The organism is Sediminihabitans luteus (genome assembly GCF_002797595.1).
Lineage (GTDB): Bacteria > Actinomycetota > Actinomycetes > Actinomycetales > Cellulomonadaceae > Paraoerskovia > Paraoerskovia lutea.
In genome coordinates, this window is sequence record NZ_PGFE01000001.1 from 79535 (window position 1) to 105234 (window position 25700).

Consider the following 25700-nt stretch of genomic DNA (forward strand, 5'->3'; position numbering starts at 1 on the left):
CCCCCGAGTCGACGTCGCCGACCGCTCCGAGCCCGCCCGCGAGCGAGCCCTGGGTGGTCGAGGTGTGGACGGACCCGCAGTGGTACGAGGCGCAGCAGGCCGCCGAGCCGCTGCCGGCCCCGGCCCCGCCGGGACTCGTGCTGATCCGCGAGCGCAGCGTGCTCGTGGGACGCACGTCGCACTCGCGCAACATCCACCCGCAGGTCGACTGCGGCGACGACACCGGGGTCTCGCGCCGGCACTGCCAGCTCAACACCGACGGGCGTCGGTGGTGGGTCGAGGACCTGCGCTCGTCGAACGGCACCTACGTGGGCACGGCCGGGGCACGCCTGCCGTCCGAGGCCCTGCGGCCGGGCGACCGGCGTGAGGTGCTCGAGGGCGACCGCGTGTACCTCGGGGCGTGGACCCGGCTGTCGATCCGCAGGGCGCTGCCCGGCGAGTTCTGAGCCTCGGCCGAGACGTTTGTCGGTTCCGTCAACGCGCGGCCGGGACCACGGGGCGACCTTTGGACGGATCCCCCAACGGGTTGTCGGCACCTGCCAACGCACGGCACCCGGCGTCGTCGGGCACGGCGGCGCCGTGACGTCGCGCGCTGGGCAGAGTTGTCGTGGGGCGCGCACGCGCCCGCCGACCCGACGAGGAGCACCCATGACCAGCACGCCGCCCGCGCCCGGGACCTCAGCGCCCACGACCGCGACGACCGCGACGACCGCGACGGCCAAGACAGCCGAGACAGCCGCGACGACCAAGACCGCAAAGACAGCCGCGACGACCGCGACGGAGCCGACCCCGGTCGTCGCCACGCCGAGCGCGCCCACGGCCCGCCGGCCCCGCCGCTCGCGCTGGGCGCTCGACGCGCGCGACCTCGCGCACGTCGCGACGTTCGCGGCACTCACCGCCGCGCTCGGCCTGGCCCCGCCGCTGTACGTGCTCGGCGGCGCCGTGCCGATCACCGCCCAGACGCTCGGCGTGATGCTCGCGGGCACCCTCCTGGGCGCCTACCGCGGCGCGCTCGCGATGGCGACGTTCGTCGCGCTCGTCGCCGCGGGCCTCCCGCTGCTCTCGGGCGGCCGTGGCGGCCTCTCGATCCTCCTGGGCCCGTCGGGCGGGTACGTCGTCGCCTGGATCGCGGGCGCAGCGCTCGTGGGCTGGCTCGTGCAGCGTACGGTGGCCCGTCGCGGACTGTCGCACGGCGTACCGCGCAGCGCGTCGCGCACCCTTGCGCTCGACGTCCTGGTCGCGGCGCTCGTGGGCGGCGTCGCGTTCGTCTATGCGTGCGGCATCCCGTGGCAGGCCGCCATGCTCGGCCTCCCGCAGACCACGGTCGCGCTCGGGGCCCTCGCGTTCGTCCCCGGCGACCTGCTCAAGGCCGTCGTCGCGGCGTCCGTCACGGTCGCCGTCCTGCGCGCCTACCCGGCCGCACCCGTGCTGCGCGCGGCCCGGGGCTGAACCGTGCCCGTCGCCCGCGAGGTGCTCGCGCACGCCGCCGACCCCGCGACCGCGGGGCGCGCCGCGCTGCTCGCCGACACCCGCCGCCGCACGTGGTCGCAGCTCGCGGACGACGTGCGCGCGGGCGCGGTGCACCTGCAGGGTGCGGGCACGGTCGCGGGCGACCTCGTCGCGGTGAGCATCGCGGACCCGGTCGACGCGGTCGTCGCGATGCTCGCGGTCGACCTCCTCGGGGCGACGGCGCTCGTGTGCGACCCGACCTGGACGCGTCCGCACCGCGCCGAGGTGCTGCGCGCGGTCGAGCCGACGACGTTCTGCGACGTCGCGCTGCCGCGCGGGCTCCCCGGCACGGCCGGTCCCCGCGACGCGCCCGCCCCCGCGGACGACGACCGCCCGTGGGCGGGGTTCAGCTCGGGCAGCACGGGCCGTCCGCGCGCCGTGGTGCGCACGCGCGCCTCGTGGGCGGGCTCGTTCGGGGCCGCGGCCGCGTTGACGGGGACCCGCCCGGGCGACGTCGTCGTCGTGCCCGGCCCGCTCGCGTCGTCGCTGTACTGCTTCGCGACCGTGCACGCGCTCGCGACGGGCGCGAGCGTGCGCTTCGCGCGCGGCGGGGCGTCGCTCGTCGCGGCCCTCGCCGACGGGTGCGTGGTGCACACGGTCCCGGCCGACGCGGTCGAGGTGCTCGACGCGATCGAGGCGGGCGCGCCGTCGGCGCTGCGCACCCTCGTGGTGGGCGGCGCGTCGTTGCCCGAGGGCGTGCGCGAGCGCGCCGACCGGCGCGGGATCGCGACGTTCGCCTACTACGGTGCGGTCGAGCTGTCGTTCGTCGCGTACGACGACGACGGCGCCGGGCTGCGCGCGTTCCCCGGCGTCGAGCTCGACGTGCGTCCCACGCCCGGTTCACGCCTGGGCCAGGTGTGGGTGCGCTCGCCGTGGGTCGCGCTCGGCTACCTCGCGCGCGCGTCCGGGCCGTTCGTGCGCGAGGGCGGGTGGGCGAGCGTGGGCGACCTCGCCGAGGCACCCGGCGGCCCCGGCCAGGACGCCCCGCTCGTGCTGCGCGGCCGCGGCGACGGCGCGATCCTCACGGGCGGCGCGACCGTGGTGCCCGAGGACGTCGAGGTCGTGCTGCGCCGCGTGCCGGGCGTGCGCGACGTCGTCGTGGTCGGCACCGCGCACCGCCGGCTCGGCGCGGTGGTGACGGCCGTGGTGGAGTGCGACGCACGCCCGGGCCTGCGCGCGCACCTCGAACGGGTCGCACGCTCGAACCTCGCGCCCGCACAGCGCCCGCGCCGCTGGTACGGCGTGCGCACGCTCCCCCGCACCGCCTCCGGCAAGGCGGCCCGCGCGGCCGTGAGCGAGCTGCTGCTCGACGGGCCCGGCACCCTCGAGGTGCTGCGATGAGCCGCCCCGAGGTCGTGGTCGTCGCGGCCCGCCGCACCTGGATCGGGTCCATGGGTCGCGGGCACGCGGGCACGGACGCCGCGGGCCTCGCCGCCCCCGTGCTCCGCGCGGTGCATGACGATGCGGCCCCCGTCCTGCGCGCCGTGCGCGACGCCGCGGTGCACGACGACGCAGGGCTCGACGACGCAGGGCTCGACGACATGGGGCCCGACGACGCAGGGCCCGGCACGCGCGGCGCGTGCGACGACGTCGTGCTCGGCAGCAGCGCCGGGCCGGGCGGCAACGTCGCCCGCGCGGCCGCGCTCGGCGCCGGCCTCGGCGCACACGTGCCGGGGCTCACGGTCGACCGGCAGTGCGCGAGCGGCCTGGCGGCGGTGCTCGTGGGCGCGCAGGCCGTGCGCGACGGCGCCCGTGCGGTGCTCGCGGGCGGCGTGGAGAGCCCCTCGACGGCCCCCGCCCGCGCGCACCGCACCCCCGGGGGCCTCGTGCCCTTCGACCGTGCGCGCTTCACCCCCGAGGGCTGGGACGACCCCGACATGGGACCGGCGGCCGACGCGGTCGCCCGCGAGCGCGGCGTCGGGCGTGCACGCCAGGACGCCTACGCGGTGCGCTCGCACGCGCGGGCCCTCGCCGCGCACACGGCCGGTCGGTTCGCGGCCGAGACCGTGGGCGTCCCCGGTGCGCGCGTCCCGCTCGACCGCGACGAGCACGTGCGCGCGCTCGACCTGCGGCTCGCAGCCCGGCTGCGGCCCGCGTTCGGCGGGACGGCGACCGCGGCGTCGTCCGCGCCCGTGAGCGACGGCGCGGCGGCCGTCGTCCTCGTGCCGGGGGCGGCACGGGCCGCGGCGGGCGTGCCCGGCCTGCGCCTGGTCGCGGGAGCGGTGCGCGCGAGCGACCCCCGCCTGCCGGGCCTGTCCCCCGTGCCCGCGGTCGAGGCGGCCCTCGCGGCGGCGGGCTGCACGGTCCGCGACCTCGCGGTGGTCGAGGTCGTCGAGGCGTTCGCCGGGCAGGTGCTCGCCGTGACCGACGCCCTGGGCCTCGACCCGCTCGGCGCCGACGACGCGCGCGTGTGCCCCGCGGGCGGCGCGATCGCGCTCGGTCACCCGTGGGGCGCGAGCGGCGCGGTCGCCGTCGTGCGGCTGTTCACCGAGCTCGTGCGCGGCGGCGCGCCCGCCGGCACGCTCGGCCTCGCGACGGTCGCCGCGGGCGGCGGCGTCGGGGTCGCCGCGGTGCTGGAGGTGGTCCGGTGAGGTTGTTCACCCGGCGCACGGGCCAGCATCCGGTTGACGAGCGGATCGTGCTCGACGACGTCCACGTCCGGCTCGGCGAGCGCGACGTGCTGCGCGGCGTGACGCTCGACCTGCCCGAACGCCGCATCGCGGTGGTCGGGGCCAACGGCTCGGGCAAGTCGACGCTCGCTCGCCTGCTCAACGGCCTCGTCCTGCCCACCGGGGGCTCGGTGCGCGTGCACGGCCACGACACCGCGGACGACGGCGCCGCGGTGCGCCGCGCCGTCGGGTTCGTCTTCACCGACCCGGACGCGCAGATCATCATGCCGACCGTCGCCGAGGACGTCGCCTACTCGTTGCGCCGCCACGGCCTGAGCCGCGCGGAGGTCGACGACCGCGTCGCGGCGGCGCTCGACCAGGTGGGGCTCGCCGAGCACCGCGACCACCCGGCCCACCTGCTCTCGGGCGGCCAGAAGCAGCTCCTGGCGCTGACGTCGGTACTCGTGACCGGCCCTGCCGTGCTCGTCGCCGACGAGCCCACGACCCTCCTGGACCTGCGCAACACGCGCGACGTCGGACGCCGACTGTGGGACCTCGACCAGCAGGTCGTGGTCGTCACGCACGACCTCGACGTCGCGGCCGGCGCGCAGCGCGTGCTCGTGGTGGACGAGGGTCGCGTCGTGGCGGACGACGCCCCCGGCCCCGCGCTCGCGGCCTACCGTCGGCGCATGGCGTGACCGGGTCGCTCGCGGGGGCGTACTCGCCCGGCACGTCGGTGCTGCACCGTGCCCCCGCCGGGGCCAAGCTCGTCGCGCTGCTCGTCGCCTCGACCGCGCTGCTCGCGGTCCGGTCCGCGACCGGCGTCGGGGTCGCGCTCGCCGTCGTCGTCGCGCTGTACGCGCTCGCGCGTGTCCCGTGGCGGCTCGCGTGGGGTCAGGTGCGCCCCGTGCGGCTCGTGCTGGTGGTGCTCCTCGCGGTCCAGTGGTGGCTCGCGGGGCCCACGACCGCGGTCGTGACCTGCACGCGGCTCCTCGTGCTCGTCGCGCTCGCCGGGCTCGTGATGCTGACCACGCGCACGTCGGCGCTGCTCGCGGCGTTCGAGGCCGCGGCTCGTCCAGCCGCCCGCGTCGGCGTCGACCCGACGCGCGTCGGCCTCGTGCTCGCCCTCACGATCCGCAGCGTGCCCGTGCTCGTGGACCTCGTGGGCCGGGTCCGCGACGCCCAGCGGGCCCGCGGCCGCGAGAACGACCTGCGGGCGCTCGCCGTGCCCGTCGTGGTCGGGGCCCTGCGGCAGGCCGACGCGCTCGGCGAGGCGCTCGTCGCCCGCGGGCTCGACGACTGACGGGCTCGACGACCGACCGTCTCGACGACCGAGGGCGACCTCGACGGACGAGGGCGACCGTGGGCGACCTCGACGACTGACGCTCAGGCGGTCGGTGCGACGTCGTGCGAGGGCTCCCCGGCGCCCTCGCCGACCCGCAGGTCGTGCCAGCGGGTCAGCGCGACGACCCCGCCGAGCACGACGACGGCCACGCAGATCCCCGCGAGCACGTCGGTCAGGAAGTGGTACCCGAGGTACATCCGGCTGCCGCCGACGGCCGCGACCACGACGACCGACGCGAGGGCCCACAGCACGACGGCCCGCCGCGACCCCGACCGGTGCTGGATCAGGTACCCGCTGACGAGCACGAGCGTCGCCGCCCCGGTGGTGTGCCCCGACGGGAACGAGAACGTGGTCTCGAGCCCCGGCACCGCCATGAGCTCGTCGTCGGGGCGAGGACGCCCCACGAGCACCTTGAGCAGCGAGCTCAGCAGGGTCGAGACGACCATCGCGCCCGCGAGCACGAGCGGCTCCCACCACCCGCGCGCGAGCCGCGCCCACACGACGCACCCGATCGCGACCAGCACGGGCAGCACGATCGGGCCGAACGTGTCCGTGACCACCGTCATGACCGTCGTCATCCCCGGGGTGCGGTGCGCGGCGAACCACTCGACCAGCGGGGTGTCGGTCTCCCACAGGTCGTCCTGCTCGACCAGCGCGTCGTACAGCGCCACGAACGTGAGCACACCCACCGCGACGAGCACCAGACCCGGCCACACCGCTCCCAGCACACGGGCGCGCCCCGTCGTCCGACCCTCGTCCGTGTCCATCCGGCGAGGCTAGCCGTCGAAAAAGTCGTGCGCCCGCCCGGGAGGTCGTGGTTGTCTCAGATCACACCGCGGTGGCGTTCGTCCGGCTCACGACCGGGCGGTGGGGGCCCGGCCAGGCCCGACATCCCGACGTCACGAGAGGCATCACCATGCACCCTGGAACCACGTACGACATCGCCGTCCTCGAGAGACGGCTCCAGCTCGAGGAGCTCGCCCACCGCCGGGAGGCGCTGCGCCGCCTCGGCGACCGGGCACCCGCCCGCACGCGCCGCGGGCTCCTGCCGCGACGCGGCGCATGAGCGCCGCACCGCCCGCACCGCGGGCACGCACGACCCTGGGCCTCGTCCCGGACCTCGCCGTCCGGGACGAGGCCCTTGGTCTGCCCGGCGGACGGCGCGTGGCCGGGACGCGTCCCGGCACCCCGCGCCCCGACACGCTCTAGGGTGTCCCTGTGAGCCCTGTGACGCCGAACGCCAACGACCGCATCGTCTGGATCGACTGCGAGATGACCGGACTCGACCTGGGCGCCGACGCGCTCGTCGAGATCGCCGCCGTGGTCACCGACTCCGAGCTCACCGTCCTGGGCGACGGGGTCGACGTCGTCGTCCGCCCGCCCGCGGCGGCGCTCGAGCAGATGAACGACTTCGTGACCGCCATGCACACCACGTCGGGCCTCATCACCGAGCTCGACGCCGGGACCACCCTCGCCGACGCCGAGGCCCAGGTGCTCGACTACGTGCGCACCTGGGTGCCCGAGCCCGGCAAGGCGCCGCTCGCCGGCAACTCGGTCGGCACCGACAAGGCGTTCCTCGACCGCGACATGCCCGGCCTCGTCGAGCACCTGCACTACCGCATCATCGACGTGTCCTCGATCAAGGAGCTCGCACGACGCTGGTACCCGCGCGTGTACTTCGCGAGCCCCGAGAAGAACGGCGGCCACCGGGCGCTCGCGGACATCCTCGAGTCGATCGACGAGCTGCGCTACTACCGTGAGGCGCTGCTCGTCGCGCCGCCCGGCCCCGACACTGCGACCGCCCGCGCGATCGCCGCGCGCGTCAAGGAGACGAGCGTCACGCGGGGCACCGGCGCAAACCCGTCCTGACCCGGGCCGTTCCTCCGGTATGCTTTTCGACGGTTGATCATCCGTCACGAGCTAGCACGGGCGGCTGGTCTCCACCAATGGTGGGTATAGCTCAGCTGGTAGAGCACCTGGTTGTGGTCCAGGGGGTCGCGGGTTCAAGTCCCGTTACTCACCCCAGCACGAAGGCCGCCTCGCGACTGCGAGGCGGCCTTCGTCGTTCGTGGCCCGTCGTTCCGGGCCCGGCGTTCCGGGCCCGGCGGGCGCGCGGGTCAGTCGCCGGAGCCCCCCGAGACCCGCGCCGCGATCGCGTCGGCGAAGCGCTCGAGCGCCCCGGGCGCCGACGACAGGTAGAGCGAGGCCTCGGTGAGCTCGAGCTCGAGCACCGTCGCCGAGCCGTCCGCGCCCCACACGAGGTCGACGCGCGCGTACAGCAGCGGGTCGACGCCCGGCACGGACTCGGCGGCGACGGCGAGCGCCCGGCGGGCGACGTCGACCTGCGCGTCGTCGGGCTCGTGCACACGCATGGACTCCTTGCGGTACAGGCCCTGCGTGGGGCGGTGCGGCCCGGTCAGGCGCGTGCTCGTGCTGACGGCGTGCGAGAGCTCGCCGTCGACGAACACGAGACGGGCCTCGCCCTCGGTGTCGATGCTCATGACGTAGGGCTGGACCATGACGTGCCGGCCCTGCGCGAGCAGCTTCTTGGCGTGCAGGATCGCGAGGCCGCGCGACTCGGCGTCGATCGCCTCGTAGCGGCCCGTGTCCTTGGCTCCCGCGCTCACGACGGGCTTGATGACGAAGTGCCCGTGCGCGGGCATGCGCGTGTGGATCGCGCGCGAGCTGAGGTTGCGCTCGGGGTCGAGCCACACGGTCGGGATCACGGGGATCCCGGCGGTCTCGAGGTCGCGCAGGTAGAACTTGTGCGTGTTCCAGCGCAGCACGGCCTCGGGGTTGAGGATGTTCGGCACGCTCGCGGCCCAGGACACGAACTCGTCGCGGCGGGCCGAGTAGTCGTAGGTCGAGCGCACCACGACGGCGTCGAAGGACTCCCAGTCGACCCCCGGGTCGTCCCACACGGCGGGCACGGCCTCGACGCCACGCTGGTCGAGGGCTCCGACGAGCGGTGCGTCGTCCGGGTCGAGGCGCGGGAGCACCGAGCAGGTCGCGAGGGCGACGCGGGGGCGCGCGACGCTCTGGTCCGGGGCGGGGTCAGTCGTGGAGTTCGTCACGCGCCGAGCCTAGTCGGTCGCGCCGGAGGCGTCCGCCCGGCGGTCCCGGGCGGCCGGCGGTCGAGGGGTGGTCAACGCTCCCGGGCGGCCGGCGCCCGCGGGGCGGTCGACGCTCGCGGGGGCGGACGACGCCGGGCGTGGACCCGCGTCAGGCGTCGGCGGTCTGCGCGGCGTCCGCCGTCCGACGCAGGGCCGCCAGGATCCCCTCGGCCGTGAGCGAGCCGACGACGGTCCCGGCGTCGTCGACCACGGGCACGCGGCCCGTGGCGCGCGACGAGAGCGCCGCGATGGCCTCGAACGCCGTGGTAAGCGTCGACCCGAGGGTCACGGGCTCGGGCGCGGGCTCGACGACGCGGTCGGCCGGTTCGAGGTCCTCGCGCTGCACGGTCGCGAGCGAGAGCATCCGCACGGGCGCGCCCTCGCCGATGAACTCCCGCACGGGGTCGCTCGCGGGGTGCGCGAGCACCGTGAGGGGCTCGGCGAGCTGCTCGAGGTGCCCGCCCACGCTGAAGACCGCGACACGGTCGCCGAGCTGCACGGCCTCCTCGATGTCGTGCGTGACGAACATGACGGTCGTGCCGACCTCCTGCTGGATGCGCCGGAACTCGGCCTGCAGGCGCCGTCGACCCGCGGGGTCGACCGCCCCGAACGGCTCGTCCATGAGCAGCACGGGCGGGTCGGTCGCGAGCGCGCGCGCGACGCCGACGCGCTGGCGCTCGCCGCCCGAGAGCTCGTGCGGGTAGCGGCGCGCGTACGTGTCGGGGTCGAGACCGACCAGGGCGAGCAGCTCGGCGGTGCGAGCCGCGGTCCGTTTCTTGTCCCAGCCCAGCAGGCGCGGGACCGTGCCGACGTTCTGCCCGACGGTCCGGTGCGGGAACAGCCCGACGTTCTGGATCACGTACCCGATGCGTCGGCGCAGCGCGACGGGGTCGGCGTGCGTCACGTCGGTGCCCTCGAGCAGGATTCGCCCGCCGGTCGGCTCGACGAGCCGGTTCGCCATGCGCAGCGTGGTCGACTTGCCGCAGCCCGACGGACCGACGAGCGCGAGCAGCTCGTGCTCGCGCACGTCGAGCGAGAGCTCGTGGACGGCGACCGTGCCGTCCGGGTAGACCTTGCGGACGGCGTCGAACTCGATGACGGGCGTACCGACGGGCGAGCTGGCGGGCGGGCTGACGGTCTCGGCAGGCATGGCCCGCACGCTACCCGCGCACGCGGCCGCAGGCCCGTGGGACTGCGTGGTGCGCGCGCGGCGGGTACGTTCGAGCGCATGTCGTCCAACCCCTGGTTCTCGTGGGACTACGTGCAGACCAACTGGGACGACATCTCGGCCCGGCTCGTCGAGCACACGACGCTCACGATCGAAGCCGTCGTCATCGGGTTCGTCATCGCGCTGCCGCTCGCGGCGCTCGCCGCGAACGTGCGCTGGCTCTCGGGCGCGATCATCGGCACCGCGTCGGTGCTCTACACGATCCCGTCGCTCGCGCTGTTCGCGATCCTCGCGCCGATCCTCGGGATCGGGCGCACGCCCGTGCTGGTCGGGGTCGTGGTGTACGCGTTGCTCGTCATGATCCGCAACACCGTCGCGGGGCTCGCGGGCGTCGACCCGGACGTGGTCGACGCCGCGCGCGGTCTCGGCTACGGGCGCGCGCGGTTGTTCTGGACCGTCGAGATGCCCAACGCCCTGCCCGGTGTGATCACGGGCCTGCGCCTGGCGACCGTGTCGACGGTCGCGCTCGTGACGGTGGGCGTGGTGGTCGGGTACGGCGGGCTCGGCCAGCTCATGTTCCGCGGGTTCCAGACGTTCTACCGGGCCGAGATCGTGACGGCGACCCTGCTGTGCGTGCTGCTCGCGCTCGTGCTCGACCTGCTGCTGTGGGCGCTGGGTCGGGCGATGCAACCGTGGCTGCGGACGAGGAGCGTGGCATGAGCACGATCGACGACGCACTGGTCTGGCTCAACGACCCGTACAACTGGACCGGCCCGGGCGGCGTGCTCGAGCTCGGCGCCGAGCACCTGCGCATGACGGCCGCCGCGGTGGGCATCGCGGCGGTGCTCGCGCTGCCGCTGGGCGTCTGGCTCGGGCACACGGGCCGCGGCGCGGGCGTGACGATCCTCGTGGCGAACTCGACCCGGGCCGTGCCGACGTTCGGGATCATCCTGATCCTCGCCACGACCGGGCTCTTCGGCAACGGTGCGGCGATCATCGCGGCCGCGGTGTTCGCGTTCCCGGTGATCCTGGCGAACACGTTCACGGGCGTGCACGGCGTGGACCGCGACGTGCGCGACGCCGCGCGCGGCATGGGCATGTCCGGGCTCAGGATCGTGGGCCTCGTCGAGCTGCCGCTCGCGGTACCCCTCATCGCCGCGGGCCTGCGCACCACGATCGTCCAGGTCGTCGCGACGATCCCCCTGGCCGCGGTCGCGGGCGGCGGCGGCCTCGGGCAGATCATCAACTTCGGCATCGGCAACCAGCGGTACGGGCAGGTGCTCGCGGGCGGCCTGATCATCGCGGCGCTCGCGCTCGTGATCGACCTGCTGCTGGGCCTGGTCCAGCGCGCGGTCACGCCGTCGTACCTCGACGCCCCGCGCGGGGGTCGGCGCCGACGTCGGACGCCGCAGCCGGGCCCGGCTCGCCCCGTGCCCGCCGGCGAACCCGGACGTCCGTGACGTTCCGCACATGACGATCCGGTGACGGCGCCCCTCCCCCGGTTGCCGGGACGCGGGGGCGGCGGTCGAATGGCTCACGTGCGTCCGCCCCGCGGACGAGTTCTCGAGGTCGCCCCCGCGACCGCCCCGTCGAGCACCAAGGTGAAGCCATGAAGACCACACGCACGTCCCGCTCGGCCGCCGTCCTCGCGACCGCGGCCGTCCTCGCCCTCCTGACCGCGTGCGGCGACTCCGGCTCGTCCGGCACGGGCGGGGGTGCCACCGCGTCGTCCGACGGCGGCGAGGCCGCCGCGACCTGCGAGGCCGTCCCGGGCGACGAGCTCGTGGTGCTCGAGGACGACAAGAACCTGCAGACCGTCGACAACATCATCCCCGCGGTCAACGCCGCCGCGATCGAGGGCGACGACGCGATCCTGCCGCTGCTCAGCAGCGTCTCGGAGGCGCTCGACACCGACAAGCTCATCGCGCTCAACAAGGCCGTCGACGTCGAGCGCGAGAGCTCCAAGGACGTCGCCGCGCAGTTCGTCGCCGACGAGGGCCTCGCGTCCAAGGACCAGCCGGGCGACGGCACGGCCGTCGTCGTCGGGGCGGGCAACTTCTCGGAGAGCAGCACGCTCGCCGAGATCTACGCCGCGGTGCTGACCAGCGCCGGGTACGACGCGAGCACGCAGACCATCGGCAACCGCGAGACGTACCTCCCGGCGCTCGAGGACGGCACGCTGACCGTCGTCCCCGAGTACGTGGGCACGCTCACCGAGTTCATCAACAAGGCCGAGAACGGTGCGGACGCCGAGACTCTCGCGAGCAGCGACCTCGACGCGACCGTCGACGCACTGACCACGATCGGCGAGACCGTCGGCCTCACGTTCGGTACCGCGTCGCCCGCGCAGGACCAGAACGCGTTCGCGGTCACGAAGGGCTTCGCCGAGGCGAACGACCTGACGACGCTCTCCGACCTCGCCGAGGCGTGCGGTGGCGTGATCCTCGGCGCCGGCCCCGAGTGCACCGAGCGGCCCTTCTGCCAGCCGGGCCTCGAGGAGACCTACGGGATCGACGTCGCGTCGTTCGAGGCGCTCGACGCGGGCGGCCCGCTCACCAAGACCGCGCTGCAGCAGGGCAAGATCACCCTCGGCCTCGTCTTCTCCTCGGACGGCCAGCTCAGCACCGACGCCTGACGCTCCGCCGTCGGCGCGCGATCCGCGGCGGCGGCCCGCCGCGCCGACACCACGACGCCCTCGCCCCGGTTCTCCGGGGCGAGGGCGTCGTCGTCGGTGCTCGTCGTCGGTGCTCGTCGTCGGTGCTCGTCGTCGGTGCTCGTCGTCGGTGCTCGTCGTCGGTGCTCGTCGTCGGTGCTCGTCGTCGGTGCTCGCCGTCCGGGCCGGGCGGCCGCGACGTCAGAGGCCGTAGCCCTCGAGCAGCCGCAGCCAGGCCTCGCTCACGGTCGGGTAGGCGGGCACCGCGTGCCACAGGCGCTCGAGCGGGACCTCGCCGACGACGGCGACCGTGGCCGCGTGCAGCATCTCGGCGACCTCGGGGCCGGCGAACGTCGCGCCGACGATCACGTGCCGCGCCTCGTCGACGACGATCCGCGCGGTGCCGCCGTACGACGGGCCCATGAGGTACCCGCCGGCGACGCCCGCGAGGTCGACGTCGACGACGCGCACGTCGAGGCCCTCCTCGCGTGCCTGCGCCGCGGTCAGCCCGACTGCGGCCACCTGGTGCCGCGTGAACACGACCTGGGTCTTCGCGGGACCGTCGGCGGTCGACGCGTAGCGGGTCCACGGCTCGGGGTCCGTGCCGGCGGCGGGTACCGACCCGCCCCAGGCCGCGACGCCCTCGCGCTCGTCGGTGCCGAACCGGGCGGCGATCGCGTCGCCGCACACGCGCGCCTGGTACTTGCCCTGGTGCGTCGTGGCGATCGAGCCGAGCACGTCGCCCGAGGCGTAGAGCCAGTCGCCGTCGACGCCGCGCACGAGCCCGGTCGCGTCGACCCCGAGGCCGCGTGGCAGGTCCTCGAGGGCGTCGGCCGGGAGCCCTGCGGCCTCGAGCCCGAGGTCGGTCGTGCGCGGCACGCGGCCCGTTGCGACAAGGATCTCGTCGGCCTCGACGACCGCGCCACCGTCGGGCCCGTCGTACGCGACCCGCACGCGTCCGTCCGTGCGATCGACCCTGCTCGGGCTCGCCCCGAGCACGACGTCGACCCCCGCGCCACGCAGCGACTCGGCGACCTGCTCGCCCGCGAACGACTCCATCGCACCGAGCAGCCCGCTGCGGGCGAGCAGCGTGACGTGCGACCCGAGCGCGGCGAACGCGTCGGCCATCTCGACCGCCACGACCCCGCCGCCCACGACCACGAGCGACGCGGGCACGGTCTCGACGCTCGTCGCCTCGCGGCTCCCCCACGGTGCCGCCCTGAGCAGCCCGGGGACGTCCGGCAGGCGCGGGACGCTGCCCGTGGCGACGACGACCGCGCGCCGGGCGACCAGGGTGCGCGGCGCGCCGTCCGCGGATGACTCGTTCGAGGGTGATCCGTTCGAGGGTGATCCGTTCGAGGGTGATCCGTTCGAGGCTGAGTCGCCGGAGGCTGACGACGCGTCGTCCTCGACGCGCGAGACGGCGGTCGCCTCGACCTCGACGGTGCGGGGCGCGACGATCCGGCCGAAGCCCCGCACGAGCGTGATCCCGGTGCTCTCGATCCAGTCCGCCTGGCCCGAGTCGTCCCAGTCGTGCACGACCTCGTCGCGGTGCGCGAGCACCGCGGCCCCGTCGATGCTCGGGGCGCTCACGCCGGGCACGTCGCGCGCCGCGGCCGCCACGGCGCCGGGCCGCAGGAGCGCCTTGGACGGCATGCACGCCCAGTACGAGCACTCGCCGCCCGCGAGCTCGGCCTCGACGATCGCGACGCTCAGGCCGGTGCGGCTCGCCCGGTCGGCGACGTTCTCCCCGACGGGGCCCGCGCCCAGCACGACGACGTCGTACGTCTCCTGCCGGGAGTGCTCATGGCCTCTGCGGTCCTCGCCCGGCACGCCGTCGCGGGTCTGGTCCTTGTCGGTGCTGTTCGTGGTGTTCACGTTCGCCATCGTCGCCCGGGTGCGGGGTGGACGCACCCGGGCGACGACCCGGCACCGACCGGCACCGACCGGTCGGTGTCGGCCGGTCAGCGTCGGCCGGTCAGAGTCAGCCGGTCAGTGTCAGCCGGTCATTGTCGACCGGTCAGTGCTCGGTGGCCTTCTCGGCCCCCGCGCCCGTGAGCGAACGCACCTCCATCTCGGCGAACTTCTCGGGGTGCGGCTTCTCCTTCGACAGGTAGGTGCCGACCACGCCGAGGACGAACGCGAGCGGGATCGTGATGAGTCCCGGGTTCTCGAGCGAGATGAGGTGGAAGTCGATGCCCGTGTCCTTGATCATCGACAGGCTCTCGCCGGTGACGGGGTCGACCTTGCCCGAGACGACGGGCGAGAACGTGATGAGGACGATGCACGAGATCATGCCGCCGTACATGCTCCACAGCGCGCCCGAGGTGTTGAACCGCTTCCAGAACAGCGAGTAGATGATCGTGGGCAGGTTCGCGCTCGCCGCGACGGCGAACGCGAGCGCGACCAGGAACGCGACGTTCTGGCCCTGCGCGAAGATCCCGCCGACGATCGCGAGCACGCCGATCACGACGACCGTGATGCGCGCGACGCGCACCTCGCCGTCGCCCGAGACCTGGCCCTTCTTGATCACGCTCGCGTAGATGTCGTGCGCGAAGCTCGCCGCGGCGGTGATCGTGAGCCCCGCGACGACCGCGAGGATGGTCGCGAACGCGACCGCGGAGATCAGGCCGAGGAGCACCTCGCCGCCGAGCTCGTACGCGAGCAGCGGGGCCGCGGAGTTGACCCCGCCGGGGGCCGCCTTGATCGTGTCCGCACCGACGAGCGCCGCGGCCCCGTAGCCGAGGACGAGGGTGAACAGGTAGAAGATGCCGATGAGCCAGATCGCCCAGACCACGGACCGGCGCGCGGCCTTGGCGTCGGGCACCGTGTAGAAGCGCATGAGCACGTGCGGCAGACCCGCGGTGCCCAGCACGAGCGCGAGCGCGAGCGACAGGAAGTTGAGCTTCGACAGCGACGTGGCGCCGTACGCCTTACCCGGCTCGATGAGTGCCTCGCCGCCCTCGCCCGCCCGGTCGATCGCCGCCTGGAACAGGTCGGAGATGTTGAACCCGAACTTCGCGAGAACCCAGGCCGTCATGACGGCGGCGCCGATGATGAGCAGCACGGCCTTGACGATCTGGACCCAGGTGGTGCCCTTCATGCCGCCGACCAGCACGTACAGGATCATGAGCGCGCCGACCACGGCGATGACGACGCTCTGCCCGGCCGTCGAGGAGATCCCGAGCAGCAGGGCGACCAGGCCGCCCGCGCCCGCCATCTGCGCGAGCAGGTAGAAGAACACCACGAGCAGGGTCGCGAGCGCCGCGGCCATGCGCACGGGGCGCTCCTTGAGCCGGAACGACAGCACGTCGGCCATCGTGAAGCGGCCCGTGTTGCGCAGCAGCTCGGCGACGAGCAGCAGCGCGACGAGCCACGCGACGAGGAACCCGATCGAGTACAGGAACCCGTCGTACCCGTTGACGGCGATCGCGCCGCAGATACCGAGGAAGCTCGCGGCCGAGAGGTAGTCGCCCGCGATCGCGGTGCCGTTCTGGGCGCCCGTGAAGCTGCGGCCGCCGGCGTAGTAGTCCTCGGCGGACTTGTTCTGCCGCGACGCGCGCAGCACGATCACGAGCGTCACGGCGACGAACGCGCCGAAGATCGCGATGTTGACGGCCGGGTTGCCGATCTTCTCGGTCTCGGCGGCGGCGTGCAGGCCCGCGGCCAGGGTCAGGGCGCTCACAGGGCACCGTCCTCGATCTCGCGACGCAGCGCGTCAGCCGGCGGGTCGAACTTCTTGTTGGCCCAGCGCGCGTAGACCATCGTGATCACGAAGGTCGAGACGAACTGGCCGAGGCCGAGCAGCAGCCCGACCGTGATCGTGCTGTCGCCCACGCGGATCGACATGAAGTCGTGCGCGTAGTCGGCGAGCAGGACGTAGACGAGGTACCAGACGAGGAACAGCGCGGTCATCGGGAACACGAAGTTCCGGAACCGGCGCCGCAGCTCCTGGAACTCGGGTGATCGTTGGACGCGCTGGTACTCGGTCTCCTGGACGGGTACCGCGGTGTCGTCGGACATGACGCCTCCGGGTGTCGGGGTCGGTCCGCGTCGTCGCGGACCGTCGGGCTTCGTCGCCCGAGGCCACTATGACCCCGATCACACCGGGTGAGAATTCACGATCTCTCCACACATGGGCACAGGTTCTGCACCTTTGCTACAAAGCGGGTGCAGCCCCCGGCGTCACGAACGGACGTAGGTCAGGTCGACGACGTCGCGGCCGGCCTTCGCGGCCTTGTTCTCGAAGCCCGTCAGGACGCGCCCCTCGAACCGCGGCGCGTGCGCGCCCGGGCCGTGGGCGTTCGTGAACGCGCTGCTCGCCTCGACGACCTCGATCATCTGCTCGGCGTACTCGGCCCAGTCGGTCGCGAGCCGCCAGGTGCCCCCGGGGCGCAGCGCACGCGCCGCGAGCTCGACGAACGGCGGCGCGACGAGCCGTCGCTTGGTATGCCGCGCCTTGTGCCACGGGTCCGGGAAGAACACCCAGAGCTCGTCCACCGACCCCGGGGCGAGCGCGTGCTCGAGCACCTCGGGCGCGTTCGCCTGCATGAGCCGCACGTTCGTCAGACCCGCCCTGATCGAGCGGTAGACGGTCTGCCCGAGGCCCGGGGTGTAGACCTCGAGGGCGAGGAAGTCGCGCTCGGGCGTCGCCGCCGCGGCCGCGACCACGGCCTCGCCCTGGCCCGAACCGACCTCGACCACGAGCGGCGCCCGGCGCCCGAACGACGCCTCCGGGTCGAACGACCAGCGCGGGTCGACCGACGTGCGGGCCGCCAGACGCGGCACCTCGACCACGAACTCGTCGCGACGGGTGTCCCACGCCTCCTGCTGGCGCACGTTCATGCGTCCGCTGCGGCGCACGAACGACACCGGGGTCGTGCGGAACGCCGGCTGGTCGGCGGCCCCGACCGGCGGCTCGCCCGGGCGGGCGGCGTCCGGCACGAGCGACGGGAGGGACTCGACGTTCTCAGGCATCCGTCCAGGATATTCGCCGCGGAGTCGGCCGTGCCCCGGCGAGCGGACGAACGCTCGCCGGGGCACGATCTCGGTGTCGGCGACCTCGGTCGCCGCACCGGAGGGTCAGCAGGTCAGGTTCGACCCGGTCGTGGTGCCGAGGATCTGCGTGAAGCGCTGGAACGACGCGACACGGCTGTTGACCTGGGCGGTGTTGCCGCCGTTGCACTCGAGCGAGCCGTTGATCGAGCGGATGGTCTCGCCGAAGCCACGGTTGTTGACGATCGCGGCGTGCCCCGTCATCGTGCCCGGGCCGGTCTGGGTGTTCCAGTACCACAGGCCGGTCGCCATGGCGACGGCCGGGTCGGTCTGGACCAGGTTCGGGTTGTTGAGCAGGTCGATGCCGAGCGCGTCACCCGCGGCCTTGTAGTTGTAGTTCCAGCTCAGCTGGATCGGCCCGCGGCCGTAGTACATGGCCTGGCCGGCCGGGCAGCCGAACGGCTGCGTCGGGTCGCAGTAGTGCGGGTAGTTCGCCGTGTTGATCTCGGTGATGTAGCGCAGGCCACCGGTCTCGTGGTCGACGTTGGCGAGGAACGCCGCGGCCTCGCGCTTGGCGATCTCGGTGCCGCCCGTCGTCGCGAAGGCGGGGTACGACTTCGTCGCCTCGACGAGGCCCTCGTAGGTGTAGAACGCGTTGCGGTTCGGGAACATCTGCTCGAACTGCGCCTTGGACACCACGAACGAGCCCGGGTTCTGCGTGGGGCTCACGGTCGGCGTGGGCGTCACGGTCGGCTTCGGCGTCGTCGTGGGCGTGGTCGTGGGCGTCGGGGTGCTCGTGCCGCCGCACGCGCCCTGGTCGCGCCACACGCCCCACTCGCCGGTGCTGCCGGGCTTCTCGCCCGTCGTCCACCAGCCGGCGCGCCAGTTCTTGCCGTCCTGGGAGACGACGGCGCCGCCGGTGTACACCGACGACGAGGACCACGCGGCGGCGCACGCCGTCGCGGCGGCGGCGCGCTGCGGCGAGACGACGGACAGGGTCAGGGCGATCGAGGCCACGAGGCCCAGGATCGCCAGGAGCACGGACGCGCGCTGCGCGACGTGCGGGGTGGATGCGGTACGCATCGGAACCTCCGGGAGGATAGGGACGAATTCACCCGAGCCTGACCCTGCTCACCCGACGTGAGCAACCCCCGTACGCGGTTCCCCCTACGGGGACGGCGCCCGCTCCCGGTACGACGAGACTTCCGGAACGACGAGACTTCCGGGAACGACGAGACTTCCGAGAACGACGTGACTCCCGGAACGACGAAGGCCCCGGCCGGTGTCTCCACCGGCCGGGGCCTCGTGCACTGTGCGCCATCTAGGACTTGAACCTAGAACCCGCTGATTAAGAGTCAGCTGCTCTGCCAATTGAGCTAATGGCGCAACAGGAAGAACGTTAGCAGCGGTCGGGCCGCGGTGTGAAATCGGATCCGGCCACCAGCGCTGTGACCTGCACGACAACCCTTCCGGACTCGCCCGCGACGCCCTGGGAGGTCACATGTAGAGCCCGGTCCCGCCGCCGTCGTCCGGCACGTGCGCGACCCCGTGCACGTCGCGCTCGCGCAGCAGCACGAGGTCCTTGCCGCCGAGCGTGACCTCGGCACGGTCCTCGGGGTCGAACAGCACGCGGTCGCCCACCGCGACCTGGCGCACGTGCTCGCCGGCCGCGACGACCACGGCCCACGCGAGCTTCTTGGGGCCGGCCGCGGTCGCGGGGATCACGAGGCCGGCGGACGACTGCCGCTCGGAGGCGTCCTTCTCGGGGTCGACCAGGATCCGGTCGTGCAGCATCCGCACGGGAGGCGGGGTGTCGGGGGTGTTCGCGTTCACGCGGTCCACGCTACCGGCGTCGGTGCGGTCGCCTAGGCTCGTGCCGCACCCGCACACCGATCCAGGAGGACCCATGTCCGCTCGTCTCGCCGTCGGCGACGTCGCCCCCGACTTCACGCTCCCCACCGCGGACGGCGGCACGGTCAGCCTGTCCGCGCTGCGCGGCCGGTCCGTGGTGGTCTACTTCTACCCCGCCGCCGCGACGCCCGGCTGCACCACGCAGGCGTGCGACTTCCGCGACTCGCTCGCGTCGCTCGCCGGCGCCGGGTACGAGGTCGTCGGCGTCTCGCCCGACCCGGTCGCCAAGCTCGCGACGTTCGCCGCGGACGAGTCGCTCACGTTCCCGCTCGCGTCCGACGTCGAGCGGACCACGCTCGAGGCCTACGGCGCGTGGGGCGAGAAGAAGCTCTACGGCAAGGTCGTCACGGGCGTGATCCGCTCGACGGTGGTCGTGGACCCCGAGGGCAAGGTCGCGCTCGCGCAGTACAACGTCAAGGCCACGGGGCACGTCGCCAAGCTCCGCCGCGACCTCGGCATCGACGCGCGCTGAGGCGGGCCCGGCCGTCGCGGCCGGACGCGACGGAGCCCGGCCGGACGTCGTCCGGCCGGGCTCGGCGTCGTGCGCGAGGCGGGACTCGAACCCGCACGCCCGAGGGCACCAGGACCTAAACCTGGCGCGGCTGCCAGTTACGCCACTCGCGCGCGCAGCCATCCTATGCGGGACGCCCGGATGCACCGGTGCGGGCCTACGGATAGCGTCGACGGTGCCCCGGGTCCGGGGCGCACCGACACCAGGGGGCGACGATGCCGACCACACCCGTGCCTGACGGCTGGAAGGGTGGGTTCTCGACGTCGGACCCCGCCTTCGAGTACCCGGACCCCGACCTGAGCTCGCTACGGCTGCTCGACAACATGGCGAACATCGACCGCCTCACGCGCCAGCAGGCGGTGCTGTGGCCCGAGTTCAGCTGGCAGACCGTGAGGGGCGACGAGGCGTCCCGGTGCTTCCAGATGTTCGCCCCGGACATCTCGCGCCTGGGGTACGACGACGCGGGTCGGGTCTGGTCGATCATCTGCCCCCAGCAGGGCACCTGCTCGCCGACGGTCGGCGCGCTCAACGTCGAGGTCTCGGTCACCGGGCAGCGTGGCTGGGTCGACGAGCCGTCGCGCGCACGGGCCGCCGACCTCACGGTCGAGGGCAAGGTCTGGTTCTCGCCGAGCGCGACCGCCTCACCGCTCGTCGCCGTGCTGTGGCGTCTCTTCGCCGACAACGGACTCCCGTTCCCCGCGTCCAAGGAGCACGCGATCCGGGTCAGCACCCACCGCGTCGGCGTCCCGGACGACGCCGCCTTCTCGCTGCGGGACGGGCTCAGCCCGGACTTCACCAACCCGACCTTCGCCCTGCACGACGTCGAGGCGTGGGCGGTCGGCAACCTCTCGGTGCAGATCGGCGCGGTCCGGCCGAGCGGCGACGCGGTCGTCGACGAGTTCAACGCGCTCGTGATCGACGCGTTCAACCTGTGGACCGGCAACCTGCTGCGCGAGGGCAACGTGCTGACGTGGAACGTGTGGTTCAACCAGCCCGAGCTCGTGTGCGTGAAGGAGTGGAAGGACCACGCCGAGAGGTGGCGCCGGTCGATCGACGCCGACCACGGCAGCCCGGACGGTGACGGCACCCCCGCCCGCTACTTCAACGGGCGGCCCTTCGCCGCGGACGTCGCCGCCGAGGCCGCCGAGCGCGAGGCGATCGTGCGGTTCCTCGACCGTCACCTCGCGCTCGGGCGCGACTGAGGCCCAGTCAGCGGGTGCCGACCGGGCCTCGGGACGCGTGGCGACGCGGGTTCCGCCGCAGCGGGGATCAGGCCTGCGCGGCACCGTCCTGCTGCGCGGCGATCTGCTGGCGCACGTCGTCCATGTCGAGACCCTTGACGGCCTCGACGACCTGCGCGAGCTGCGGCGCGGGCAGCGCACCGGGCTGCGAGAAGACGAGGATGCCCTCGCGGAACGCCATGAGCGTCGGGATCGACGTGATGTTGGCGGCCGCGGCGAGGCCCTGCTGCGCCTCGGTGTCGATCTTGCCGTGCACGATGTCCGGGTTCGCGTCCGAGGACTTCTCGAACACGGGACCGAACTGCTTGCACGGGCCGCACCACTCGGCCCAGAAGTCGACCAGGACGATGTCGTTGTCCTTGATCGTCTGCTCGAACGTGGTGTCGGTGAGCTCCAGGGTGGGCATGGTGGTCCTTCCGTCGGTGTCACCTAGGGCAGCACGCCACGCGCGCCAGGTATTCCCGGGTGCCCCCGGGGGCTCGCCGCCAGCCGACACGCGCCCGATGGCAGCGCTCCCGCTCCGAACGCTTACCCTGCTCGCATGAACAGGCCCGCGCAGCTGCGCCCCGGCACCGTCGCCCGCTACGCCGTCGGGTCGGTCGGCACGGGCGGGTTCGCGACCCTGCCCGGGCTCGTCCTGATCTACTACCTGACCGACGCCCTCGCCGTGCCCGCGCTGCTCGCGGGCACCATCGTCACGGTCGCCAAGATCTGGGACGTGCTCGTCTCGCCCGCGGTCGGGCAGCTCAGCGACGCCGACGCCGCGCGCACCGGGTCGCGGCGGCGGCTCATGCTCGCGGGCGGGCTCACGCTGCCCGTGTTCTTCGCGCTCACGTTCGCGGTGCCGCGCTCGCTCGACCCCGGCGCGGCCGGGCTGTGGGTGCTCGTCGCGTTCCTGCTCACCGGGACGGCGTTCAGCCTCTTCCAGGTGCCGTACATCGCGCTGCCCGCCGAGATCGCGCACACCTACGACGACCGCACGCGCCTGCTCTCGTGGCGTGTGGCGATCCTCGCGGTCGCGATCCTCGCGTTCGGGGCCGGCGGGCCGCTCCTGCGCGGGGAGTCGACCGACTTCGCGGGGTACCTGCGCATGGGCGTCGTCGCGGGGCTCGTGATCGGCGTCGGCATGGTCGTCGCGGCCGGCGCCGCACCCCGCGCTCCGCTGACCGGCACGGTCGCCGCCGCGCGTCGGCCGACGGTGCGCGGGGTGCGCGAGGTCGTCGTCGCCTCGGTCCGCGAGAGCGCGGCGGCGCTGCGCCGCAGCCAGCCGTTCCGCACGCTGTTCACGACGTTCGCCCTCCAGGCGCTCGCGACCGGCCTCATGCTCGCCGGCGCGCAGTACGTCGCGACCTACGTGCTCGACTCCGAGGCCGCGGTGAGCATCCTGTTCGCGGCGCTCATCGCTCCCGCGCTGCTCACCATGCCGCTGTGGACCCGCCTCGCGGGGCGGGTCGGCAAGGAGCGCGCGTTCGTCGTCGCCACGGTCCTGTTCGTCGTCGGCGCCGCCGCGATGCTCCCGCTCGCGTGGGTGCCCGGCGTCTGGGTCTACGCGACCACGGCCCTGGTGGGCGTCGCGTACGCGGGCATGCAGGCACTGCCGCTCGCGATGCTGCCCGACGTGATCCAGGACGACGCCGAGCGCACCGGCACCGCGACGGGTGCCGACGGCGGCACGTTCAGCGGGCTGTGGACCGCGGGCGAGACGACGGGCATGGCGCTCGGCGGCGGCCTGCTCTCGCTCGTGCTCGCCGTGACCGGGTTCGTCTCGACCACGAGCGGCGTCGACGCGACCCAGCCCGGCTCCGCCGTCCTCGGCATCTCGCTCGCCTTCTCCGTGCTGCCGGCGACACTGGCCGCTGTCAGCATCGTGCCGCTCGTGCGGTACGGTCTGCGACGGGGGCACTTCGAGGAAGCCCGACCGATGGAGACCCCGTGACGCACGACGCCACCCCCCTGACCCCGACGGACGACGTGCCCGTGCGCACCGCCGGGATCCTGGACCGGCTCGCCGAGCTCCGCCGCGCCGACGCTCCCACGCACGGCGGTCGCGTGCTCTCCTACGTCTACGACCCGGGCCTCGCCGAGCTCGACGAGCTCGCCGCCGCGGCGATCCGCGCGGTCCAGCCCCTCAACGGGCTCGACCCGACGACGTTCACCTCGATCGCCGTCATGGAGCGCGAGCTCCTCGCGTTCGCCCGGACCGTGCTGCACGGCGACGACGACGTCGTGGGATCCGTGACCGCGGGCGGCACCGAGAGCTGCATGCTCGCCGTCAAGACGGCGCGCGACGCCCTGCGCACCCGTCACCGTCGCGCCGGGACCACTCCCCCGCGCCCGCGCATCGTCCTGCCGACGACGGCGCACGCGGCCTTCCGCAAGGCCGCGGCGTTCTGCGACATGGACCTCGACCTCGTCCCCGTCGACCCCGCGACCGGCGTCCCGAGCGCGGCCGACATGATCGCGAGGATCGGGGACGACGTCGCGCTCGTCGTCGTCTCCGCCCCCGCCTACCCGCACGGCGCGATCGACCCCGTCGTCGAGGTCGCCGCGGCCGGCGCCGCCGCGGGCGTGCCCGTGCACGTCGACGCCTGCGTGGGCGGGTGGGTCCTGCCGTTCTGGGACGCCGCCGGCGGCGGCGAGGTGCCCCCGTTCGACTTCCGGGTGCCAGGCGTGACGAGCATCTCGGCCGACGTGCACAAGTACGGGTACGTGCCCAAGGGCACCTCGGTGCTGCTCGTGCGCGGCCGCGACCTGCACCGGCACCAGTTCTTCGCCGTGACCGACTGGCCCGGCTACCCCGTCGTCAACGCGACCCTCGCCGGGTCCCGCTCGGCAGGCCCGCTCGCCGCCGCGTGGGCCGTGACGCAGGCCCTCGGCGTCGACGGCTACACCGCCCTGACCCGGCGCTGCGTCGAGGCGACCGCACGCCTGCGCGAGGTCGTCGACCAGATCGACGGGCTGCGCGTCGTCGGCTCCCCCACCGGCCCGCTGATCTGCGTCGCGGCCGACGAGAGCGTGTCCGCCGAGCGACAGGTCGACCCGCACGTGTGGGCCGACGAGACCAAGGCGCTCGGCTGGATCATCCAGGCCCAGCCGGGGCTCGCGCAGTCCGACGGCACCCACCTGCCGCACACCACGCACCTGACCGTGACGCCCGTGACGGCGTCCGTCGTCGACGACCTCGGGGCGGTGCTCGCGACCGCCGCCGACCGTGCGCGCGGCGTCGCCCGCCCCGCGCCCCACGACGTGCTCGCGCAGCTGCTCGCGTCGCTCGCCCCCGGCGCGACGCCCGAGCAGGCGCTCGCGCTGTTCGAGCAGGCGGGGTCGGACGACGCGTGGGCGATCGTCCAGGGAGTGCTCGGCGCCGCCGGCACGCAGCCCGCAGGCACGCTGCCCGCGCGCATGGCGCCCGTGCTCTCGCTCGTCGAGGCCCTGCCGCCGCACGTGAGCGGACGCCTGCTGGTCGAGATCATCGCGCGCCTGACCGAACCGTCCTGATCGACGTAAGGTCCCGAGCCGTGCCGTCCTGAACCGTGCCGTCCTGAACCGTGCCCTCCTGAGCGGTGAGCTTCGGAGCGCGTCCGGGTACGCCCTGGGCGGACTCGCGGCGTCGCGCGTGCGGCGACCGCGAGCCGCGGGGTAGAACAGTCGGGTGACCGACACCGCCGACTTCCCGCCCGACGACTTCGACGACTCCTACCGGCACGAGACCCCGCCCGCGGGCTGGCTCAGCCGCGAGGAGATCGCCGCGGCGCGCGCGCAGCTGCCCATCGTCTACGTCGACGCCGTCCCGGTGCGCGTGGACGACTCGGGCGACGTCGTCGCCGTCGGCCTGCTGCTGCGCGTCACGCCCGAGGGGCAGATGACGCGCGCCCTCGTCTCGGGCCGCGTCATGTACCACGAGCGGATCCGCGACGCGCTGCTGCGGCACATCGAGAAGGACCTCGGCCCCGTCGCGCTGCCGCAGATCCCCGCCTCGCCGCAGCCGTTCACGGTCGCCGAGTACTTCCCGACCCCCGGGATCACGCCGTACCACGACCCGCGCCAGCACGCGGTCTCGCTCGCGTACGTCGTGCCCGTGACCGGCGACTGCCAGCCCCAGCAGCACGCGCTCGACCTCGCGTGGCTCACGCCCGAGCAGGCGTGCGAGGACACGGTGCAGGTCGAGATGCACGGCGGCCAGGGCGCGTTGCTGCGTCAGGCCATGGCGCACGTGGGTCGTCTTGCCTGACGGGTACACGCTCTCGGACGACCCCGCGCGCCTCGACCTCGACGTCGTGTGGTCGCTGCTGCGCGAGGCCTACTGGGGGCGGTGGCGCGAGCGGGCGGACGTCGAGGCCGCGGTCGCGGGGTCGTGGCGCGTCGTCGGCGCGTACGCGGGCACCGAGCAGGTCGGGTTCGCGCGCGCCGTCTCGGACGGCGTCGACTTCGCCTACCTGGCCGACGTGATCGTCGCCCCGGCGCACCGCGGGCGCGGGCTGGGCACGCGCATCGTCGAGACCATGGTCGACGGCGGGCCCGGGGCCGACTTCCGGTGGACGCTCTTCACGCGCGACGCGCACGAGGTCTACCGACGGTTCGGCTTCACCGAGCCGGGCCCCATGGCGATGGAGCGGCCGAGCCGGCGCGTCGCGGTGCGCTGACG

At 74.1% G+C, this 25700-nt stretch carries 28 protein-coding genes and 3 tRNA genes; 19 read left to right on the plus strand and 12 right to left on the minus strand.

Annotated elements, in window-relative coordinates:
- Positions 1 to 53 precede the first annotated feature (53 nt).
- The 6 genes from CLV28_RS15900 (at position 54) to CLV28_RS00400 (ending at position 5421) form a co-directional block, all read left to right on the plus strand.
- A complete protein-coding gene (locus CLV28_RS15900; protein WP_239073354.1) occupies positions 54 to 446 on the plus strand; it encodes an FHA domain-containing protein in 393 nt (130 codons plus the stop codon).
- Between the two features lie 202 nt (positions 447 to 648).
- Positions 649 to 1449: a biotin transporter BioY gene (locus tag CLV28_RS00380; RefSeq protein ID WP_100421353.1), complete on the plus strand. Its 801-nt coding sequence runs from the start codon at positions 649 to 651 to the stop codon at positions 1447 to 1449.
- Positions 1450 to 1452: 3 nt separating this feature from the next.
- Positions 1453 to 2850, plus strand: coding sequence for a class I adenylate-forming enzyme family protein (locus tag CLV28_RS00385; RefSeq protein WP_100421354.1), 1398 nt, complete (start codon positions 1453 to 1455; stop codon positions 2848 to 2850).
- Positions 2847 to 4100 carry a thiolase family protein gene (locus tag CLV28_RS00390; protein ID WP_100421355.1) on the plus strand — a complete coding sequence of 418 codons (1254 nt, stop codon included), beginning with the start codon at positions 2847 to 2849 and terminating at the stop codon, positions 4098 to 4100. The genes CLV28_RS00385 and CLV28_RS00390 overlap by 4 nt, the downstream gene beginning before the upstream one ends.
- Positions 4101 to 4102: 2 nt before the next feature.
- A complete protein-coding gene (locus CLV28_RS00395) occupies positions 4103 to 4816 on the plus strand; it encodes an energy-coupling factor ABC transporter ATP-binding protein (RefSeq protein WP_373314337.1) in 714 nt (237 codons plus the stop codon).
- Positions 4813 to 5421, plus strand: coding sequence for a CbiQ family ECF transporter T component (locus CLV28_RS00400; RefSeq protein ID WP_100421356.1), 609 nt, complete (start codon positions 4813 to 4815; stop codon positions 5419 to 5421). Before CLV28_RS00395 ends, CLV28_RS00400 begins: the two co-directional genes overlap by 4 nt.
- 83 nt (positions 5422 to 5504) lie before the next feature.
- Here CLV28_RS00400 and CLV28_RS00405 read toward each other — a convergent pair whose 3' ends face one another.
- Positions 5505 to 6230, minus strand: a complete 726-nt coding sequence (locus CLV28_RS00405; RefSeq protein WP_100421357.1) for a phosphatase PAP2 family protein — start codon at positions 6228 to 6230, stop codon at positions 5505 to 5507.
- 149 nt (positions 6231 to 6379) lie between these two features.
- On the opposite strand from CLV28_RS00405, the gene CLV28_RS00410 reads away from it, so the two are divergent.
- The 4 genes from CLV28_RS00410 to CLV28_RS00420 all read left to right on the plus strand — a co-directional run bounded on the left by CLV28_RS00410 (position 6380) and on the right by CLV28_RS00420 (position 7488).
- The gene (locus CLV28_RS00410; RefSeq protein ID WP_157802436.1) at positions 6380 to 6529 is read left to right on the plus strand and encodes a hypothetical protein; all 150 of its coding nucleotides are present in this window, start codon (positions 6380 to 6382) and stop codon (positions 6527 to 6529) included.
- Positions 6526 to 6672, plus strand: coding sequence for a hypothetical protein (locus CLV28_RS15345; RefSeq protein WP_157802437.1), 147 nt, complete (start codon positions 6526 to 6528; stop codon positions 6670 to 6672). Before CLV28_RS00410 ends, CLV28_RS15345 begins: the two co-directional genes overlap by 4 nt.
- Positions 6673 to 6681: 9 nt before the next feature.
- Positions 6682 to 7332 carry an oligoribonuclease gene (gene orn / locus CLV28_RS00415; RefSeq protein WP_100421359.1) on the plus strand — a complete coding sequence of 217 codons (651 nt, stop codon included), beginning with the start codon at positions 6682 to 6684 and terminating at the stop codon, positions 7330 to 7332.
- A gap of 80 nt (positions 7333 to 7412) precedes the next feature.
- Positions 7413 to 7488, plus strand: a tRNA-His gene (locus tag CLV28_RS00420).
- A 92-nt stretch (positions 7489 to 7580) separates the two neighbouring features.
- On the opposite strand, the gene CLV28_RS00425 is transcribed toward CLV28_RS00420, so the two are convergent.
- Together CLV28_RS00425 and CLV28_RS00430 are read right to left on the minus strand one after the other, a co-directional pair.
- Positions 7581 to 8537 carry an ATP-grasp domain-containing protein gene (locus CLV28_RS00425; protein ID WP_100421360.1) on the minus strand — a complete coding sequence of 319 codons (957 nt, stop codon included), beginning with the start codon at positions 8535 to 8537 and terminating at the stop codon, positions 7581 to 7583.
- A 148-nt stretch (positions 8538 to 8685) separates the two neighbouring features.
- Entirely contained in the window at positions 8686 to 9726 is a 1041-nt protein-coding gene (locus tag CLV28_RS00430) for an ABC transporter ATP-binding protein (RefSeq protein WP_100421361.1), read from the minus strand.
- Between the two features lie 78 nt (positions 9727 to 9804).
- Here CLV28_RS00430 and CLV28_RS00435 point away from each other — a divergent pair, with 78 nt between their 5' ends.
- The 3 genes from CLV28_RS00435 to CLV28_RS00445 all read left to right on the plus strand — a co-directional run bounded on the left by CLV28_RS00435 (position 9805) and on the right by CLV28_RS00445 (position 12379).
- Entirely contained in the window at positions 9805 to 10464 is a 660-nt protein-coding gene (locus CLV28_RS00435; protein ID WP_100421362.1) for an ABC transporter permease, read from the plus strand.
- Complete coding sequence (locus tag CLV28_RS00440) at positions 10461 to 11204, plus strand: ABC transporter permease (RefSeq protein WP_203968271.1); 744 nt, start codon at positions 10461 to 10463, stop codon at positions 11202 to 11204. The genes CLV28_RS00435 and CLV28_RS00440 overlap by 4 nt, the downstream gene beginning before the upstream one ends.
- A 149-nt stretch (positions 11205 to 11353) precedes the next feature.
- Positions 11354 to 12379 (plus strand): glycine betaine ABC transporter substrate-binding protein, encoded by a 1026-nt coding sequence (locus tag CLV28_RS00445; protein WP_100421364.1) that lies wholly within the window; start codon positions 11354 to 11356, stop codon positions 12377 to 12379.
- A gap of 219 nt (positions 12380 to 12598) precedes the next feature.
- On the opposite strand, the gene CLV28_RS00450 is transcribed toward CLV28_RS00445, so the two are convergent.
- From CLV28_RS00450 to CLV28_RS00480, 7 genes are all read right to left on the minus strand, one after another.
- On the minus strand, positions 12599 to 14170 hold the full coding sequence (locus CLV28_RS00450; protein ID WP_373314306.1) for a dihydrolipoyl dehydrogenase family protein: 1572 nt from the start codon (positions 14168 to 14170) through the stop codon (positions 12599 to 12601).
- 247 nt (positions 14171 to 14417) lie between these two features.
- Complete coding sequence (locus tag CLV28_RS00455) at positions 14418 to 16082, minus strand: solute symporter family protein (protein ID WP_373314298.1); 1665 nt, start codon at positions 16080 to 16082, stop codon at positions 14418 to 14420.
- Positions 16079 to 16420, minus strand: a complete 342-nt coding sequence (locus CLV28_RS00460) for a DUF485 domain-containing protein (RefSeq protein WP_100421366.1) — start codon at positions 16418 to 16420, stop codon at positions 16079 to 16081. Before CLV28_RS00460 ends, CLV28_RS00455 begins: the two co-directional genes overlap by 4 nt.
- A gap of 162 nt (positions 16421 to 16582) precedes the next feature.
- Positions 16583 to 17374: a tRNA (guanosine(46)-N7)-methyltransferase TrmB gene (gene trmB, locus CLV28_RS00465; RefSeq protein ID WP_100421367.1), complete on the minus strand. Its 792-nt coding sequence runs from the start codon at positions 17372 to 17374 to the stop codon at positions 16583 to 16585.
- A 105-nt stretch (positions 17375 to 17479) separates the two neighbouring features.
- On the minus strand, positions 17480 to 18475 hold the full coding sequence (locus tag CLV28_RS00470) for a glycoside hydrolase family 19 protein (RefSeq protein ID WP_100421368.1): 996 nt from the start codon (positions 18473 to 18475) through the stop codon (positions 17480 to 17482).
- A gap of 230 nt (positions 18476 to 18705) precedes the next feature.
- A tRNA-Lys gene (locus tag CLV28_RS00475) sits at positions 18706 to 18778 on the minus strand.
- 111 nt (positions 18779 to 18889) lie between these two features.
- A complete protein-coding gene (locus CLV28_RS00480; protein WP_100422285.1) occupies positions 18890 to 19186 on the minus strand; it encodes a GroES family chaperonin in 297 nt (98 codons plus the stop codon).
- 112 nt (positions 19187 to 19298) lie between these two features.
- Between CLV28_RS00480 and bcp the strand changes: the two genes are divergently transcribed.
- The gene (gene bcp / locus CLV28_RS00485) at positions 19299 to 19775 is read left to right on the plus strand and encodes a thioredoxin-dependent thiol peroxidase (RefSeq protein WP_100421369.1); all 477 of its coding nucleotides are present in this window, start codon (positions 19299 to 19301) and stop codon (positions 19773 to 19775) included.
- Between the two features lie 70 nt (positions 19776 to 19845).
- On the opposite strand, the gene CLV28_RS00490 is transcribed toward bcp, so the two are convergent.
- A tRNA-Leu gene (locus CLV28_RS00490) sits at positions 19846 to 19927 on the minus strand.
- A gap of 102 nt (positions 19928 to 20029) precedes the next feature.
- Here CLV28_RS00490 and CLV28_RS00495 point away from each other — a divergent pair.
- Positions 20030 to 21016, plus strand: a complete 987-nt coding sequence (locus tag CLV28_RS00495; RefSeq protein WP_157802438.1) for a hypothetical protein — start codon at positions 20030 to 20032, stop codon at positions 21014 to 21016.
- A 67-nt stretch (positions 21017 to 21083) separates the two neighbouring features.
- On the opposite strand, the gene trxA is transcribed toward CLV28_RS00495, so the two are convergent.
- The gene (trxA, locus tag CLV28_RS00500; RefSeq protein WP_100421371.1) at positions 21084 to 21461 is read right to left on the minus strand and encodes a thioredoxin; all 378 of its coding nucleotides are present in this window, start codon (positions 21459 to 21461) and stop codon (positions 21084 to 21086) included.
- Positions 21462 to 21596: 135 nt separating this feature from the next.
- Between trxA and CLV28_RS00505 the strand changes: the two genes are divergently transcribed.
- The 4 genes from CLV28_RS00505 (at position 21597) to CLV28_RS00520 (ending at position 25698) form a co-directional block, all read left to right on the plus strand.
- Positions 21597 to 22991 carry an MFS transporter gene (locus CLV28_RS00505; protein ID WP_100421372.1) on the plus strand — a complete coding sequence of 465 codons (1395 nt, stop codon included), beginning with the start codon at positions 21597 to 21599 and terminating at the stop codon, positions 22989 to 22991.
- Positions 22988 to 24553, plus strand: coding sequence for a pyridoxal phosphate-dependent decarboxylase family protein (locus tag CLV28_RS00510; RefSeq protein ID WP_239073265.1), 1566 nt, complete (start codon positions 22988 to 22990; stop codon positions 24551 to 24553). The genes CLV28_RS00505 and CLV28_RS00510 overlap by 4 nt, the downstream gene beginning before the upstream one ends.
- 154 nt (positions 24554 to 24707) lie before the next feature.
- Complete coding sequence (locus tag CLV28_RS00515; RefSeq protein WP_100421373.1) at positions 24708 to 25286, plus strand: NUDIX hydrolase family protein; 579 nt, start codon at positions 24708 to 24710, stop codon at positions 25284 to 25286.
- Positions 25279 to 25698, plus strand: a complete 420-nt coding sequence (locus tag CLV28_RS00520) for a GNAT family N-acetyltransferase (RefSeq protein ID WP_100421374.1) — start codon at positions 25279 to 25281, stop codon at positions 25696 to 25698. Before CLV28_RS00515 ends, CLV28_RS00520 begins: the two co-directional genes overlap by 8 nt.
- Positions 25699 to 25700 lie beyond the last annotated feature (2 nt).

Bases quoted from the DNA above. Each gene is read 5' to 3' on its own strand.
- CLV28_RS00380 (WP_100421353.1), top strand. From the start codon at position 649: ATGACCAGCACGCCGCCCGCGCCCGGGACCTCAGCGCCCACGACCGCG.
- CLV28_RS00390 (WP_100421355.1), top strand. From the start codon at position 2,847: ATGAGCCGCCCCGAGGTCGTGGTCGTCGCGGCCCGCCGCACCTGGATC.
- CLV28_RS00405 (WP_100421357.1), bottom strand. From the start codon at position 6,230: ATGGACACGGACGAGGGTCGGACGACGGGGCGCGCCCGTGTGCTGGGA.
- CLV28_RS00410 (WP_157802436.1), top strand. From the start codon at position 6,380: ATGCACCCTGGAACCACGTACGACATCGCCGTCCTCGAGAGACGGCTC.
- CLV28_RS15345 (WP_157802437.1), top strand. From the start codon at position 6,526: ATGAGCGCCGCACCGCCCGCACCGCGGGCACGCACGACCCTGGGCCTC.
- CLV28_RS00430 (WP_100421361.1), bottom strand. From the start codon at position 9,726: ATGCCTGCCGAGACCGTCAGCCCGCCCGCCAGCTCGCCCGTCGGTACG.
- CLV28_RS00435 (WP_100421362.1), top strand. From the start codon at position 9,805: ATGTCGTCCAACCCCTGGTTCTCGTGGGACTACGTGCAGACCAACTGG.
- CLV28_RS00440 (WP_203968271.1), top strand. From the start codon at position 10,461: ATGAGCACGATCGACGACGCACTGGTCTGGCTCAACGACCCGTACAAC.
- CLV28_RS00445 (WP_100421364.1), top strand. From the start codon at position 11,354: ATGAAGACCACACGCACGTCCCGCTCGGCCGCCGTCCTCGCGACCGCG.
- CLV28_RS00460 (WP_100421366.1), bottom strand. From the start codon at position 16,420: ATGTCCGACGACACCGCGGTACCCGTCCAGGAGACCGAGTACCAGCGC.
- trmB (WP_100421367.1), bottom strand. From the start codon at position 17,374: ATGCCTGAGAACGTCGAGTCCCTCCCGTCGCTCGTGCCGGACGCCGCC.
- CLV28_RS00470 (WP_100421368.1), bottom strand. From the start codon at position 18,475: ATGCGTACCGCATCCACCCCGCACGTCGCGCAGCGCGCGTCCGTGCTC.
- CLV28_RS00480 (WP_100422285.1), bottom strand. From the start codon at position 19,186: ATGCTGCACGACCGGATCCTGGTCGACCCCGAGAAGGACGCCTCCGAG.
- bcp (WP_100421369.1), top strand. From the start codon at position 19,299: ATGTCCGCTCGTCTCGCCGTCGGCGACGTCGCCCCCGACTTCACGCTC.
- CLV28_RS00495 (WP_157802438.1), top strand. From the start codon at position 20,030: ATGCCGACCACACCCGTGCCTGACGGCTGGAAGGGTGGGTTCTCGACG.
- trxA (WP_100421371.1), bottom strand. From the start codon at position 21,461: ATGCCCACCCTGGAGCTCACCGACACCACGTTCGAGCAGACGATCAAG.
- CLV28_RS00505 (WP_100421372.1), top strand. From the start codon at position 21,597: ATGAACAGGCCCGCGCAGCTGCGCCCCGGCACCGTCGCCCGCTACGCC.